Genomic DNA, 15,609 nt, shown 5'->3' with positions numbered 1-15,609 from the left:
TTTATTCCTCCCAGTTAATTAAACCTTTTTTCTTCATGTTTCTCATAATTCTTCGTTCAATTTTTCGATTAAAGCGCGTTACTAATCCGTCTGTTTGTGCTACTGGTACAACTAAAATTGTATGCAGTCCAACTCGGTTTCCACCTAACACATCTGTCAGTAACTGATCCCCAATTACTACAACTTCATCTGGTTGCAACTGCATCTCTCGTATCGCACGCTTAAACGCACGGACAAATGGCTTACGCGCACTATGAATAAATGGAATGCCTAATGGATCAGCAAAATCTTTCACTCGTTGCTCATTATTATTTGAAACGACCGTTACTTGAATGCCTTGCTCTTTCATTTTCAAAAACCATTCTTCAAGTTGTGGCGTTGCATTTGGACGATCCCATTCAATTAAAGTGTTATCTAAATCAGTAATAACACCTTTAATTCCACGTTTCTTCAAATCTTCTGGTTGAACATGATATACATTTTTCACATATTCATTTGGTAAAAATAGTTTCAATTTCTTTCACCTCTTTGAGGAGTTTTCATAAAAATTTTTCGACAACATATTTCGATATATGGCCTGTGGATAAAATTGTACACATTTTCCACATTAATATTTCAGTTAATTTGGAATTTACTAACAATCTATACACATTTTATCCACCTAGGTATGTGGATAACCACCCGTTTGTGACTGTCATATTTTTTTGGTACATTAAATGCAACAACGAATCAATCCTTATATTATTAGGAGGTGACTCACCTTGAAAACAAAACATATGGAACAGTTATCTACTGAGTTACTCACTGAGTCTTATTATAAAGCAAAAGAACTAAAATTAAATCCCGACTTCATTTTACTTATAAAACAAGAAATTATTAGACGCTCATTAGAGGACAAGCTTGTCAAATCGTCTTGATTACATATAAAGAGGAATTTTAATTAACTAACTTGTAAAAAGAGCCATCCTGCGATGGCTCTCGAATAAACAAGTACTCCCATCTAGGGAATTTCATCATTACGCATCTTTGTCCATAAATCTTGCTTACAGTTATAAAATCTTTTTTACTTATGAGCCAATCGAGTAGCAATCTTTTCACCAAGGCGAAGCTCTTGTCCACTCTTCAATTCTTGCACTACTTCTATCATATCTTTTTCAAACAATAACACAACTGTTGAACCGAATGTAAAGTATGCCATTTCTTCACCTTTTTGAACAGTGTCTCTTTCATGCAGCAGCTCAATACTATTTACAAACATAGCTCCTACTTTTACAAGCGCCATATGTTCACCGTCACTATTCACTTCTGTAACGGAGCGATAGTTTTTTGACAATGGTTCTTTCCCGTATTCCATACCAGCTGCATTTACCGGATATGATTTTCTACCGAGTACAAATCTTTCAGTCACAGAACCAGAAAGCGGACTATGAATACGATGATAATGACTTGGGCTTAAATAAATAACCATATATGTACCACCTGCATATCGCTGTGCACGTTCTTCATTACCTAGCATATCCACAATCGAATAACGCTTGCCTTTAATATCAAATGTTTTTGTGTCCTCAATAGGACCGTGATCAGCAAAAACACCATCAACAGGACTAACGATACTCGATGCATCTGTATCAATACTACGCTTTCCTTCTTTTAGCTTACGTGTAAATAATTCATGCAATGTTCTATATTCCTTCAAACCCTTTTCCATCTCATCTTGATTAATTTGAAATACTTTCGCATACGATGGAATAATGATAGAGCTCAAACGAGATTGTGCAAATTTACGTAATATATAAGAAGTAAAACGACCATTTGTAAGTTCGATCATAAGTCGATATAATGTACGTCGCAAATTGCGGAACCTCCTAATCAGTCTATAACTTTAGCTTCCCCTTCTTTTCCTTCTATATCATATGTAAAATTAGTTCTTATTCCCACATATCATATAGAACCGCCATATTATACATGCAGAAAACTAAGTACGGTATCATTCTTAAATTGTTTAGCACCTTCTAATATTACAGATAGAATCCGTCATTTTCAACAGTGAACATGGATTTCTTCTGAACACAACTCTTTTTCTTTCCTTATTTCCAAAAAGAAAAGCAGCCCATTTTAAAATACGGCTGCTTGTAATGTACATTATTCTTTTGCTTTTTTCTCTTTCTCTGCTCTTACAAATTCATGGAACATTTTCATTAAAGCGCGCTTTTCAATTCTTGATACGTAGCTTCTGGAAATACCAAGTGCCTTCGCAATCTCTCGTTGCGTCTTCTCCTTATCAAGCCCCAGTCCAAAACGCTTCACGATTACTTCTTTCTCTCGTTCGTCTAAAATATCGATATACTCTTTAATCTTTTCTAACTCCATACTAAGCTGGATCATATCAATTACATCTTCAGACTCTGATTTTAATATATCAATAAGCGATATTTCATTCCCCTCTTTATCTTGCCCGATTGGATCATGAAGTGAAACGTCCTTTTTCGTTTTCTTTAATACACGTAAATGCATCAAAATTTCATTTTCAATACAGCGTGCTGCGTACGTCGCAAGTTTTGTACCTTTTCCTGCCGAATAGCTCTCGATTGCTTTAATGAGCCCGATTGTACCAATTGAAATTAAATCTTCTGCATCTTCCCCTGTATTTTCAAATTTTTTAACGATATGAGCTACAAGCCGTAAATTATGTTCAATTAACAGATTCCTCGCTTGAGCATCACCTTGCTCCATTAACTCTAAGTACTTTCTCTCATCGTCTGATGATAATGGCTGCGGAAACGCATTGTTCTTCACATAAGAAACAAAAACAAACACTTCTCGAACCATATATCCAATTGCGGCGAATAGACTCAAACCTTTCACCTCCGCCAAAATAGTGGTCTTTACTAAGTGTATGTGGGCATGAGGTTGTTTGTGTCTGTACAGTTTATTTATAAAACTCAACACTTCCAACATTTAAAATATTTTATTGTTATATTATAATTATATAAAATTGTTATTTATATATGAATATGCTATTAAAGGGGACACTATTCATGCTCACATTAGATCGATTATTAAATGTAACAATTTATTTAGGGGTATTTTTACTTTTCATTTCATTCATTACTTTTGTTATTAAGAGAGGGCCTGATTTATTATTTTTTCAATTTGGAATTTCCTTGTTTTTTGGAGCTCAAATTATAATTGGAATGAAATTTTTTCATAACTATGGTTTCTCCTTTCACTCAAAATTAGAACTACTTATCTTTATTTTCTATGTAATTGGATTTATTACATGTATACTATCGTTCTTTCACTTTCAAAATCCCTATCGAATTTTTTTATTAATTTGTAGTTTTTTATTTTTAACTGGATCCAATTATTACTTTAAAGAAACATTTAAGTTTAGTGAAAAAATTCCAAAGCAACATAAAACTTTTTTAAGTACACAAGAAGAAGACTCTTTCCCAAAAGAAGTCCGTAAATTTTCAGAGGATTACAACAACATAATAAGGAATGATTTTTATGAAATACCGATGATTCCTACTGAATTACAGATTACAAGCAAAAAAGATTCTTCCCATAGTACATCTTTCTTAGTTGAACTTCATAATATGGAGGATGAAATTACTGATGACTCTGTACAATTAACTCCATCAGACCGTTTTTATATACTGTTAAATACACAAAAAACAAAAATATCAAAAATAGTATATGAAGGGCGAGATTTTTTCACATTAACAGTCACACTAAAGGCTCTTAATTTACAGCAGGAACCAGAAATTCATAATATGTTTTTAGAAATAGATAAACGTAGAGCAATGAATCTTCTTGATTTCGAAATTAAAGCCCACTCTAAAGAATGGAAAGTAACATTTAAAAGTGATAGTTCTCCTTCCAACCTTCCTATCACATTTACATTTGAAAAACGAACAGGCAAATTATAAAAATAACTCTTTTTATTTTACTTGCTCCAAATTTTCTCCCCAGTATGCGCATCAATATAACGAATTTCTCGACTACCGTCGAAGAATTTTTTATAATTTTCACCCGTTATTTGTTTATACAGCAATTGATATACCGTTTCCTCTACATCATGATCTATAGACCATTCTAATTTAACTCGGATAGCATCTCTGTATATTTCTAACGCTTCTTCTTTCGTTACTTTTGGTGTTGTTTCGTATGTAAGTAATTCTTTTATAAATTTGCTAGACTCTCCAGAGTAGTGCATCACAGCACCGTTTTCCGTATTGATGTTAATCATAAATTGGTTATACTCTGCCGGAATATCATTTATATATACAGAAAAAATAAATCTTTCAATCCCATCTTCAGCTTCTTCACGTTCCTCCCAAAGACGCAGATATTGTGTGATATCTGGAATAACTTGTTCCAAAAATTGAAGTGCTTTTTTTAAACATTCCTCTCTAGGCAGTATTTGCTTTACTTCTTTATCATCTGTCAATTTTATAAAACCAGTTAATTCATTGGTTAATTTATCAATTGTAACGCTAACTAAATTATTATATTTCAGCATCGGTAAATGCTTTTTAAAGAATTCATTCATTAAATATGAATTCTTTTCTTCTTTCTGTTTTTGTAATTCCTCTTTCGGAACAAATTTCATCCTTATTTCATTATTATTTTCCGTCTCATCTACTTTTGCAAAACTTTCTTTATCCCAGTCAAATAATTCGAATATGTCATCTTGCCAGTTACCTTCTTCTATTTTTTCAACAACTACTGTTGGCGGTAATTTATAATGTTCTGGCCCATATAAATCTTTACCTGTACTTGCATCAATACATGCATGGCTAGGATCTGGTTCATATACAAGATGGTACCCTTTTACTTCTTCTCCATTTTCATACTCACATGAGGAGTGTGTTAAATCTACAAATGCAAGTCTCATATCTTGTCTAGCCTTCAAATTTTCTAAGACGACGTTCTCCTCAACAATATCACTTGGCCATAACGGTTTTTTCTCGATAGCTTTTTGTCCATTATAATGAAAATGCATCACATCACCTAATGGATGTACTAGCACAACACACCCCGTATTCGGCAATGGATAGCCATTCACTTCTTGCATATAATTTACTTTTTTCCAACCGCGCCAATCATCCTTAACAGTTACATATGTATAAAATTCATATCCTTCTTTTGTATATTTTCTTAAGAATGTATTTGCAACCTCTCTTGCTTTATTCTCTTCTATCGCTTCCTTACCGCTCGAAAAAGCTTTTTCATCCTCTATCCTAAAGTCAATTAAATTACCAGTATGTCTATTCAACGTAATCTGTATCGTTCTCTCCCCATCCGCTTTATGCTCCCACCATAATAGATGATATGGGTCATCCACACCTTCTTGATCATCTACAACAAGCCTATAATCATCTGGAATGTTAATAATATGAGCCACTTGCTCTTTTCTTTCTTTATCTTTTTGATTCATCATACCACTCCCTTTATTACAATTTAAGGTAATTATAACAAACAAAAGAAATATAAAGTGAAACTTTAATCAGCCCTCACCAATCGGGATTTTACGGGCAGTAAGACCCCCACCTACCTTCTTTGCTTTCGCTGAATTTTGAGGTAAATGTCTTACTGCCCGGCAAATAGCGGGATAAACGAAAAAAGACTAGAGATATCTCTAGTCTTCTACTTCGTTTCACGATGTAACGTTACTCGCTTTAATCGTGGACAATATTTTTTTAGTTCAATACGCTCTGGATTGTTTCGTTTATTCTTTTTAGAAATATAATTACGATCACCACACTCCGTACAAGCTAATGTAATATTTACACGCATATGTAATTCTCCTTTCTTTTAAAAATCGCAAACTAAAACGTAATGATTACGATTTAAATATTATATAACTTCATTCTATTTGTCAATTGCAAAATAAAAGGGATCTAAATAGAACCCTTTTATTTAAGTAATCTATACCTTGTATTAAAATGTCTCATATGTAACAAACTCACTAATTGGTTTTCTATATCCTCGTGGGCGAATTTTAGTAGTATCACTTTTTCCTATCGTAATCATTAAAACAGGTACTACATGCTCTGGCATATTCAATTCACCTTGTACTGCTTTCTCATCAAAACCGATCATTGGACACGTATCATATCCATAATACTTAGCTGCGTACATAAAAGTCATCGCACTTAGCGAAGCATTTCTAATCGCTTCCTCTTCCATGAAGCGTTCTCCTTTTCCTTCATATAACCCTTTCGTTTGCTTAATTGTATCTTCATACTCACATTCATCAATCATCTTTAAAACCTTCATACCGAAATAAATATTTTCGACATTTTGGTATGCTCTCTTGTCACCACAAACAAGTATTACCGCAGATGCACTCGATACTTTATATTGTCCGAAGGCTAACTCTTTTAATCTTTCTTTGCGCTCTTGATCACGAATTACAACATAATGTGTATGTTGCAAATTGTAACAAGATGGAGAAAGCTTTGTGAGCTCAAATATTTTTTTAAAGTCCTCATCTGGGATTTCTATTCCTTGTACAAATTTCATTGCAGAACGTCTAGCAATTGCTAATTCTTCAAAGTTCACCGTATAGCCTCCTTAATAACTATAAATTCAAATATACATTAATTTATACAAATGAATAAATCAAATAAAAACACTTTAAATTATCGAGAATAATGATGATTTGCAAAAAAAAGACAAAAAGCTGAAACAATTAGTTCATACGAAATTCACACGAATCTATTACTATAGAAACTGTACATAGTGAACTTATTAACAATCACGTTTATTTATATAAAATTTTATTTGAAAGGAGTTGAAAGTATGAAAACTAAATATCGTTTTATGATCTCATCATTTGCTGCTTGCGCCTACATGATTTGGTGTTTAGTATAATAACAACCTCACTTGTAAATAGGAAAAGGTGTGTATATAAATGGAATATAATCAATCAACAGTTAACTACTGGAAAGCTTTTGTACTACCATATACATTTGCTTTAGAAGAGTTAAAAACTAAATTTGAAATTATGAACCGGGAAGCCCAATTTTTAGAGGATTACAACCCGTTTGAACATATAAAAACAAGATTAAAACAACCTGAAAGTATTATTAAAAAACTTGAGCGTAAAAATTTATTACCGACAGTTGAAAATGCGCAAACGCATTTACAAGACATCATTGGCATTCGTATTACATGTTGCTTCGTAGAAGATATCTATCATTTGAAAGAAGTCATTCAAAAGCGTGAAGATATGGAAATCATAGAGGTAAAAGATTATATCGCTAATCCAAAACAAAATGGATATAAAAGTTTACACATGATTATTAAATATCCTTTATCACTGAATTCTGGTACAAAAGAAGTCTTTGCAGAAATTCAGTTACGTACGCTCGCAATGGACTTTTGGGCAAGTTTAGAACATAAACTTTATTATAAATATGAAGGGAAAATACCTGATTATTTAAAAGATGAACTACATGATGCCGCAATGAAAGCTGAGGATCTTGATAATAAAATGGCAACCATTCGCCAAGATATTGATGATATCGAAGCATGCTCAGATCAAATTATGTTACCACTATAAAAAAAGGTTCTCGCCAATGAGAACCTTTTTGCGCTATTTACGGAAAATTTCACTTTATTTCTTCTCTATCGTGCGAACCTCTTCAATTTTCCAGCCATCCTCTTCTTTTCCAAGTGCATACTGTACTTTTTTCTGAAGAGTGATTTCTCCATCTATTTCCTTTTCTTTTGTTTCAACAACAACATACCCTGCTTTACTAGCTTTTATGTCTATATGTTCCAATTCAATTTTCTTATTTCCCTTTTGAAAAGCTGCTTCTTTTTGCGTTTTTAAGTCTTCAGCACTAGGCATCTTCTTTGAAAACAACTCCATATGTTCAGTAAGATTTTTTTCATTTGTCGTCCGTACAAATTTCTCTATCACACCTTGAATCGTTTTCTCTTCTTCTTTCGTTATTTGTACCTTTCCTTCAGCTTTTGTAGTAGCTTTTTGTTCTATCTGATTCTCTTTGGATTGACATCCAACTAGCAATAATACACCTATTAGAAAGAGTCCTATCCCCCTGAAAAAAGTTCTCATCTTCCCATCTCCTAAAAAGAAAAGTGAGGCATTTCGCCTCACTTTCGTTTATAATTAGCGTCTTCCTTTATTCGGGTCGCCACCGCCAACAATATCAAAGACACGTTTCGCGATATTTGTATTCTCTTGAACGCCAGAGAACAAGTATTTACCAGGGCCAAATGCATATACGTTTACATCTTCTCCTGTATGTCCACCTGTTGTCCATCCTGTAACCGAACGCTTATTGAAAATATCTTCAATCGCATTATCAATCTTTGTTACATCTTTTGAAGGAGCAATATCATTTACCGCTTTAATTTCTTCAGGTGTTAATTGTAAATCAATATATTTTTTCAATGTTTCTTCTACATTTGCACCGTTTGCAATCTCATTTGCCATAAAGTCTGGTGTGCGTTTTGCAGCTTTAATTGGATCTACTTTAAAGTTATACTCACCATTTGCACCTAAAGATAATCCACCAGTAGCGTGGTCTGCCGTTGCAATAACTAACGTATTTTTATCTTTTTTCGCAAACTCAATCGCAGCTTTAAATGCTTTTTCAAAGTCTTCCATTTCACTCATTGCACCAACGATATCATTATCGTGTCCTGCCCAGTCAATTTGACTTCCTTCAACCATTAAGAAGAAACCTTTTTTATTTTTGTTCAAACGCTCAATTGCTGCATTTGTCATTTCTTCTAATGAAGGTGTCTTCTCATTGCGGTCAATCATTTTATCTAAACCGCCTGGTGCAAATAAACCAAGAATTTGATCATTTTTATCATTTAACAATTGATCTCGATCTGTTACGTAACTATAACCAGATTTCTTAAATTCTTCTGTAAGATTGCGATCTTTTCTAACAAAGTTTTTTACGCCGCCGCCAAGCATAACATCTACTTTATGCTTCCCTTTAATTTTCTCATCAAAATAATCATTTGCAATTGCGTCCATATTTTTACGACTAATGTCATGCGCACCGAAAGCAGCTGGTGTTGCATGTGTAATTTCAGAAGTAGCAACTAGTCCTGTTGATTTCCCCTTTTCTTTCGCTTGTTCAAGAACAGTTTTCACTTCTGCTTTATCATTATCAACTGCAATTGCCGCATTATATGTTTTAATTCCTGCTGACATAGCTGTTGCTGCAGATGCAGAGTCTGTGATATTTTCATGTTCATCTTCTGGATATGTCTTTTGTGTTCCTACAAGATGTTTATCAAACTCTGTAGATTCCATCTCAAAAGTTTTTGGATTATCTTTCATATAACGGTGAGCTGTCATATATGAAGGGCCCATACCATCCCCAATTAATACAATGACATTTTTAATCTTTGCATTGCTTCCGTTCTCATCTGCACTCACTTCACTAGAACGTGTAAAATTCCATGTTGCTACCGAAGTAACTGCTAATGATGCCACAACTGCAAATGGCCATGCTTTTTTCACAAACTTTTTCACTGTCTTGTCCCCCTAATTAGGTTATTCATTTCCCACTATCAAATTTAATAGAAGACTATTAAGAGAAAATTAGTTATATGTAAATTTTTTGTTAACTTATGTAAATATCAGTTATAATTTGTATAAGTTTGTCTTTTCATATCAACCATCTTCACCTTTACAATCAAAATATAAACAAGTTGGATTTCATTTAACGTAAATCTCTTATTTAACATTTTCCATCTACTTTTATGAAAATTAATAGAAATGTGGTGAGCATTTATGAAAATAATACAGCTTGATGAATCATTTATTTTTGATTTACTCGACCTTTGTAAAGCTATTGGATGGTTACAAAATAAAGCATTTATGAAAAAACAATTCGAAATGTATCTTTCTCTCGGTACACTTGTCGGTTATATGCATGAAAATAAACTGATTGCAGCTGGAGGAGTATTTCCTTTTAAAGAAAGTTTTTCTACTATTGGCATGTTAATCGTCCATCCTCATTTTCAAAGACGAGGTATCGGGCGTATTTTGCTTGATCACTGCTTAGAACACACTCTTACAAAACAACCAATTGCACTTATTGCAACAAAAGCTGGCGAGCCTCTTTATACATCATGCGGATTTCAAACAGTAACGACGATTCATCGTTTTGAAAAACAAACTACTAAGACACATATCACTCATACAAAACAAGTAAAAGAAAAAGATCTTATATCGCTTATTTCCCTCGATCAAATTACAACTGGTGCCGATCGTTCTTTACTTTATTCATTACTATTACCAAGAACGAGCCACTCTTTTAAAATTGAGAGACATAACTGTATAGAAGCTTTTTCCTTATGCATACAAAAAGATAGTATATTATGTATCAATCCACTTATCGCCAAACGAGAAGAAGATGCTATTCAATTACTACAAAACATATGTGAATGTTGGAATGGCACAGTAAGAATTGATGTCCCACATTCACAATTTTCATTTCGCAAATTTCTTCAAATAGAAAATTTCCAAGAAACGCTCCTTTCACCTCTTATGATAAAAAATGGTAGCGAACTTCCTGGAAATCGTAATATGCTATTTGCTATGATAGATACAGCGTTATGTTAGAAAGGGGACACCTAATTGAAGCGATTTAGCTATTTTATGGTAGGTTGTCTTACTCTTACACTATTAGTAGGATGTAGTGCAGCAGAAAAGCCAGTAGAACAAGTAAAACAAGTTAAAAATACACTTACAGCAAAACTAGCTACCGAGGAAAAAATGGTAGAAATAGATGGTCAAACCATTTACTTCAAAAAGATTGGCAATGAAAAACCACCTTTACTTATGATCCATGGATTTGGAGGATCGTCAGATGGTTTTCAAAAGATTTACTCAGACTTAGCAAAAGATCATACAATTATTTCTGTAGATGCTTTAGGATTCGGGCGCTCATCTAAGCCGATGGATTTTTATTATTCTTTCCCAACTCATGCAAATTTGTATTATAAATTAATGAAAAAACTAGGTTACGATTCGTTTGCAATATTGGGCCACTCAATGGGCGGAGAAATTTCTCTTAATTTAACATATTTATATCCAGAATCCGTTACCCACCTTATTTTAACTGATGCTACGGGCGGTCCTCATACACTCGTTAATAAACAAGGATCACCAAGACCACAGTTGTCGACTGATTTAAATACCGTTTCTGCCATTGCAGATTATGATGAGAGCAAAGTGAAATTTAAACGTAATGATGAAGAACATTACAATAAAATGAAATTATGGCCTAGACGTCTTCAAATCAATGCACATGAAATACAACAACCAACTTTAATTATATGGGGAAGAAATGATAGTAGCGTTTCTTGGAAAGAGGGCGAAACGTATCATCAATTCTTAAAAAATAGCACTTTCCATATTATCGAGAAAGGCTATCACGCACCATTTCGTCAGGAACCACAGGAGTTTGTAGGGTATGTGAAAGATTTCTTTGGCAAAAACCCTATAATAACTGAAAAATAAACGGGTATCTCATTTTGAGATACCCGTTTTCATATATTAAGCAGCTTGCTTTTGGCGTTTTTGAGTTTTTGAACCTAATACTTTCGGAATAACGAAACCATCTATTCCAAATTTACCAGCATTCATACCAGAAACTAGAACGAACATTGATAGAATAACCATTTCAGGATTCACACCAATTGACCCACTAAACATATAGGAAAAGTTCATTACAAGACCGAAAAAGACCGCTGTTTTTGTTAAACAGCCTACAATTAAACCAATTCCGACTAAAATTTCTCCCCACGTTACAAGTGTATTAAATAGATCAACGTTTGGAATTGCGAAATCTTGTAAAAATGATGCCCACCAAGATTGAACAGCCGGTTGTGCTCCTTTAGATTTTTCAATTGCACCTTGTAAATAACCCGTTGCATCGAATCCTTTTCCTTGTAGTTTACCAATTCCAGCCATTAACCATGTGTAACCAAGATACACTCGAATTACCGCTAACACAAAAGAAACTGCTTTGTTTTCTCTTAAAAATTGAATAACCATATATTCCTCCTAAATTTGTAATTAAGTTAGTTACAAGTTATAAAATAACATTAGTTACTTATTTTTAAAACGTTAATTATGAATAATTCATGACATGTGTATGAAACATTAAAAACTAACGTTTATATAGTAACTTTTATTACCTGTAAAAACTTGAACATATCATACCATAAGTGATAATGGTTTTCATTGAAGAAAATGTAAAAAAAATGTGAGTTAAATGTGAAACACGTTTATTCGAATATAGAATAAACGTGTTTCACACTACTTATATAATCGAAATGTATGTGTCTCTTTATCAATTAACCGTGCTTCTTCAAAAACCTCTCCTAACGTTTTTTCATGGTTAATAAGCCCGTAAAATAAGCGTATTGTAAACATAAGTGCTGCATTTCCATCTACATAATCTATCGATCCAATATACGATTTCGCACCACTACGTAAGAAAGATTCTGCTAGTTTTTGTTCCCCTAACGTACACCCACTATTTACAATATTTGTATTATGCAATTTTGCATATTTATAAATTTCTTCTGCACCAAAGTATCCTCTCGGTTCATCTTGTTCATATATATCTTCACCTAACTCTTCCATGACAAACTTTCCTTCCTCACCATGAAAGCAAAAGACGACATAATTAATATCGTTATATAAACCCTTTCCAGAAAGAATGTCGATGAATTCTTTCGGTCTACCAATCCAGTACGTTATAACTTTCGCCCCAAAGTATTCAAGTGATGCTCGGATTGATTGTGCCTCTAAATCAGAATTAAAGCCAACTACTAGTGCAACATTCCACATACACCCACCATCCTATAATTAGATCTCCTCAATCAAAATTTTAAGGGATACATCCATTTCATATATACCCGTTTCTTGCAAAAAATCAGCTCTAGTTAAAACGACTTTTTGTAAATATTGCCGATACGCAGTAATTGTCCCGTCGTGAGATACAATACAAATTCTTTCAGCGCCTAGCTGACAACACCAAAGAAGAAATTCATCTACGATTTGCTGAAAACGATTCTCTGGAATAGTATTTATACCTTCCGTCCATAGCTGTTTATTTGTACTTTTCTCTATCAAAAAATGTGGAAATAAATTTGTTATTACCCCCTGATCTACTATGTGATCACATGGTAATGTTGTCGCTCCTTCTCGATAAGGAAAAATACGTGGGGATACATATAGGTGGACAATTTTTTGACAAGCTACTTTCGCACTCCATATTGTTGCCGTTTGTAAAGTTCTAATTGTAGGACTAGCAATTAATATATCCGTTTCTTGCAAGGGTACATTGCATTGAAGTAATTTAGCCTGATTCCTTCCCTCATCCGTTAACGGTGGATGAGGCACTTGTAAACTTGATGGCAAATCTTTTGTATGTTCTCCTTCACCGTGCCGAACAAAGATGAGTTTCATCCCCATCCTCCTCTCACTATAAAATCCTCTTACATATTTCTTCCCTATTCCATCCTTTATTCCTGCTATATGAAACATCGATATGTAAAAAATATTTGACACAACAAATTGGAAAACATTACAATTGTATGTGTAAAATACTTTTTACAAGAGAGAGGAGAAACATGCATATGAAATGGCTAACCATCTTAATTGGCATGATTATATGGGGATATATAAACGGATTTTTTAGCAGTGATAAAACTGCTAACCCTTGGATTACAGATGATGAACGCGAAACAAAAATTAAGCAAAAGGCAATCATTGCAAGCTGGTCCGGTGTTTTTATGTTTTGTACCATTAATCTCTTAAACAAATGGTTAGGTATAGAAACGAGTAATACATCACCATACTTACCAACTTCTGTCGCAACTATTTTAAAAGAAAATGTAGAGTTACAAATTTTATTTATGCTATTTATTACGTATGGCATATTTTACGTATACTATCGAAGAAAATTAAGCGCTTAACTTTTTATCTCATGATTATCCTCCAAAATGGTTATAGTAATTAGGACAAGATGAAAGGAAAGGAGCGATAGAAAAATGAGTAACTCGAATGACTTTTTAGATACACTGCATGAAAAACAAGCAAAAGATGAACAAAATAGAAAACGTCAAGGAAACGGAAACCCAGCGAAAAAGAAGCCAAATAAAACGCATAAATAATAATAAAAAATCTGCTTAAAATTATCTTTTAGGCAGATTTTTTATTGTTATTTCACCGATATAACATTTCCCCAATTCCATTTCTCATAATACCACTCTGGTACATCTATATTTTCAATCCACTTCATTTCATGCTTTCCATCTCTATGAGCAAGCCATACATCTGCTTTCTTACGGTCTGAACGTATCCATATTAATTGATTGCTCTTCTTCATAAAGATTGGATGATAATCACCCTGCTTATGAGGTGGCTTTGTGATTCGATGCTGTACATTGCTTGTACTATCAACCTCATATAAAGATGGTAGTGGCCTTTTTTCTGGCAATGTTTCAAATCCTCCCTCTTTTGCTCGAGAGACGATAATTACGTTATCGTTCTTCCATGTAAAATCCCAATCGACATATCCTTTCGGTGTAAATGTGTTCTGCTGAAGTGCTGGCAATTCTTTTACTTTCAAATGTTTATTCTCTAATGCAACTCTCCCGCTTCCTTCAATATAGGCCAATATATTGTTGGCTGGCGCCCATTTGAACCATTGTGTGTTTAATAACATTTGATCTACCTTTTCAAAACGACTACCATCTGCACGAACTAAGCAAAGCGTATTGCTATCAGCTGACCATGAAGCTGTCGGTACTGCTAAAAATGAAATCCACTTTTGATCTGGCGACCACTGAAAGCCACTTGCAACTAACGCTAGGAAATCATCATGTTCATTTGGCAATGCATACAAATGCTTCATTTTGTGAGGATTCATATGTGCATCTTTTTGTACTTCATATAGCTGAGCTCCTGTCCATCCAGTTGGAAGTAAGTGTGCTTCAGAAGATACAAGAAACTTCTTTCCATTCGGGTACCATGCATAATCACCTACACCAGCCGATACATTTTCAAAATCTGCATTCTTTTTTTCTACCTCGAAGGTATGTAATGTACCTGTAAATATAAATGCAATTATATTTTCTGTTGGTGACCATTGATAATTCGATGCTTCTGAGTGAAACGGCGTAACTTTCTTTCCATCTTTTAGCCGATATAACTCAAGATTACTTTGTTTCTTTCCTTTTACATATGCCAGCCACTCTCCATCATGAGACCACTTTGGCCCTGTTATATACTCTCCTTTTGTAAGTTGTTTTTCTTTTCCATCAACTTTAATCCAGAGGTCATGATGACGAATAAAAGCAATTTTAAATTCATTATTTTCTGCGCTACTATTAATAGTTGAACATAAAAATACGACTAACATTGTACCAACGCTTACTATGAACCGTTTCATAACACCCCTCCATTTCCCTCATAGCATTCCTCAATGTTCACCTACAATATGTAAAAAATACCTATTCGACATAATCAGAAAAAATTTCCCAAGAAATTTTAAATTCATAGAGGATTGGTATGAATTATGTCGAAAA

Annotated in this window: 19 protein-coding genes; 7 read left to right on the top strand and 12 right to left on the bottom strand. The window is 33.7% G+C overall.

What is annotated here, in order from left to right:
* Position 1: 1 nt before the first annotated feature.
* Entirely contained in the window at positions 2-514 is a 513-nt protein-coding gene (locus tag QCI47_RS05860) for a YqeG family HAD IIIA-type phosphatase (RefSeq protein ID WP_000765311.1), read from the bottom strand.
* 247 nt (positions 515-761) lie between these two features.
* On the opposite strand from QCI47_RS05860, the gene sda reads away from it, so the two are divergent.
* The gene (gene sda / locus QCI47_RS05855) at positions 762-917 is read left to right on the top strand and encodes a sporulation histidine kinase inhibitor Sda (RefSeq protein ID WP_000850094.1); all 156 of its coding nucleotides are present in this window, start codon (positions 762-764) and stop codon (positions 915-917) included.
* 146 nt (positions 918-1,063) lie between these two features.
* On the opposite strand, the gene QCI47_RS05850 is transcribed toward sda, so the two are convergent.
* Positions 1,064-1,852: a phosphatidylserine decarboxylase gene (locus QCI47_RS05850; protein ID WP_001254997.1), complete on the bottom strand. Its 789-nt coding sequence runs from the start codon at positions 1,850-1,852 to the stop codon at positions 1,064-1,066.
* Positions 1,853-2,142: 290 nt separating this feature from the next.
* A complete protein-coding gene (gene sigK, locus QCI47_RS05845; RefSeq protein ID WP_000051382.1) occupies positions 2,143-2,856 on the bottom strand; it encodes an RNA polymerase sporulation sigma factor SigK in 714 nt (237 codons plus the stop codon).
* A gap of 182 nt (positions 2,857-3,038) precedes the next feature.
* Here sigK and QCI47_RS05840 point away from each other — a divergent pair, with 182 nt between their 5' ends.
* Positions 3,039-3,932 (top strand): hypothetical protein, encoded by an 894-nt coding sequence (locus tag QCI47_RS05840; protein ID WP_061132136.1) that lies wholly within the window; start codon positions 3,039-3,041, stop codon positions 3,930-3,932.
* 17 nt (positions 3,933-3,949) lie between these two features.
* Here QCI47_RS05840 and QCI47_RS05835 read toward each other — a convergent pair whose 3' ends face one another.
* The 3 genes from QCI47_RS05835 to QCI47_RS05825 form a co-directional block, all read right to left on the bottom strand.
* On the bottom strand, positions 3,950-5,443 hold the full coding sequence (locus tag QCI47_RS05835; RefSeq protein WP_309422268.1) for a YcdB/YcdC domain-containing protein: 1,494 nt from the start codon (positions 5,441-5,443) through the stop codon (positions 3,950-3,952).
* A 209-nt stretch (positions 5,444-5,652) separates the two neighbouring features.
* On the bottom strand, positions 5,653-5,802 hold the full coding sequence (rpmG, locus tag QCI47_RS05830; protein ID WP_001265617.1) for a 50S ribosomal protein L33: 150 nt from the start codon (positions 5,800-5,802) through the stop codon (positions 5,653-5,655).
* Positions 5,803-5,946: 144 nt separating this feature from the next.
* A complete protein-coding gene (locus QCI47_RS05825; protein ID WP_001008505.1) occupies positions 5,947-6,570 on the bottom strand; it encodes a nitroreductase family protein in 624 nt (207 codons plus the stop codon).
* Positions 6,571-6,922: 352 nt separating this feature from the next.
* On the opposite strand from QCI47_RS05825, the gene QCI47_RS05820 reads away from it, so the two are divergent.
* Positions 6,923-7,573: a GTP pyrophosphokinase gene (locus QCI47_RS05820; RefSeq protein ID WP_000456216.1), complete on the top strand. Its 651-nt coding sequence runs from the start codon at positions 6,923-6,925 to the stop codon at positions 7,571-7,573.
* A 54-nt stretch (positions 7,574-7,627) separates the two neighbouring features.
* Here the strand turns inward: QCI47_RS05820 and QCI47_RS05815 are convergent, their stop codons facing one another.
* Positions 7,628-8,092: a hypothetical protein gene (locus QCI47_RS05815; protein WP_061132134.1), complete on the bottom strand. Its 465-nt coding sequence runs from the start codon at positions 8,090-8,092 to the stop codon at positions 7,628-7,630.
* Between the two features lie 54 nt (positions 8,093-8,146).
* Positions 8,147-9,532: an alkaline phosphatase gene (locus tag QCI47_RS05810; RefSeq protein ID WP_000714927.1), complete on the bottom strand. Its 1,386-nt coding sequence runs from the start codon at positions 9,530-9,532 to the stop codon at positions 8,147-8,149.
* Positions 9,533-9,793: 261 nt separating this feature from the next.
* On the opposite strand from QCI47_RS05810, the gene QCI47_RS05805 reads away from it, so the two are divergent.
* Positions 9,794-10,627 (top strand): GNAT family N-acetyltransferase, encoded by an 834-nt coding sequence (locus tag QCI47_RS05805; protein ID WP_061132133.1) that lies wholly within the window; start codon positions 9,794-9,796, stop codon positions 10,625-10,627.
* Positions 10,628-10,642: 15 nt separating this feature from the next.
* Positions 10,643-11,527: an alpha/beta fold hydrolase gene (locus QCI47_RS05800; RefSeq protein WP_061132132.1), complete on the top strand. Its 885-nt coding sequence runs from the start codon at positions 10,643-10,645 to the stop codon at positions 11,525-11,527.
* Positions 11,528-11,563: 36 nt separating this feature from the next.
* On the opposite strand, the gene QCI47_RS05795 is transcribed toward QCI47_RS05800, so the two are convergent.
* The 3 genes from QCI47_RS05795 to QCI47_RS05785 form a co-directional block, all read right to left on the bottom strand.
* Entirely contained in the window at positions 11,564-12,064 is a 501-nt protein-coding gene (locus QCI47_RS05795) for a DoxX family protein (protein ID WP_000236600.1), read from the bottom strand.
* A 264-nt stretch (positions 12,065-12,328) separates the two neighbouring features.
* Positions 12,329-12,865, bottom strand: a complete 537-nt coding sequence (locus QCI47_RS05790) for a hypothetical protein (protein WP_000267385.1) — start codon at positions 12,863-12,865, stop codon at positions 12,329-12,331.
* An 18-nt stretch (positions 12,866-12,883) separates the two neighbouring features.
* A complete protein-coding gene (locus QCI47_RS05785) occupies positions 12,884-13,486 on the bottom strand; it encodes a histidine phosphatase family protein (RefSeq protein ID WP_353811719.1) in 603 nt (200 codons plus the stop codon).
* Between the two features lie 170 nt (positions 13,487-13,656).
* On the opposite strand from QCI47_RS05785, the gene QCI47_RS05780 reads away from it, so the two are divergent.
* Both QCI47_RS05780 and QCI47_RS05775 read left to right on the top strand, forming a co-directional pair.
* Positions 13,657-13,995, top strand: a complete 339-nt coding sequence (locus QCI47_RS05780; RefSeq protein WP_000871756.1) for a hypothetical protein — start codon at positions 13,657-13,659, stop codon at positions 13,993-13,995.
* Positions 13,996-14,070: 75 nt separating this feature from the next.
* Positions 14,071-14,193, top strand: a complete 123-nt coding sequence (locus QCI47_RS05775) for a DUF4023 domain-containing protein (RefSeq protein WP_000071861.1) — start codon at positions 14,071-14,073, stop codon at positions 14,191-14,193.
* Between the two features lie 47 nt (positions 14,194-14,240).
* Here QCI47_RS05775 and QCI47_RS05770 read toward each other — a convergent pair whose 3' ends face one another.
* Entirely contained in the window at positions 14,241-15,473 is a 1,233-nt protein-coding gene (locus QCI47_RS05770) for an eIF2A-related protein (RefSeq protein WP_309422270.1), read from the bottom strand.
* Between the last annotated feature and the right edge of the window lie 136 nt (positions 15,474-15,609).

Source organism: Bacillus cereus group sp. RP29 (assembly GCF_040459765.1).
Taxonomy (GTDB): domain Bacteria; phylum Bacillota; class Bacilli; order Bacillales; family Bacillaceae_G; genus Bacillus_A; species Bacillus_A paranthracis.
Note: the sequence above shows the minus strand (reverse complement) of the source record. Positions and strands in the feature narration are given on the sequence as shown.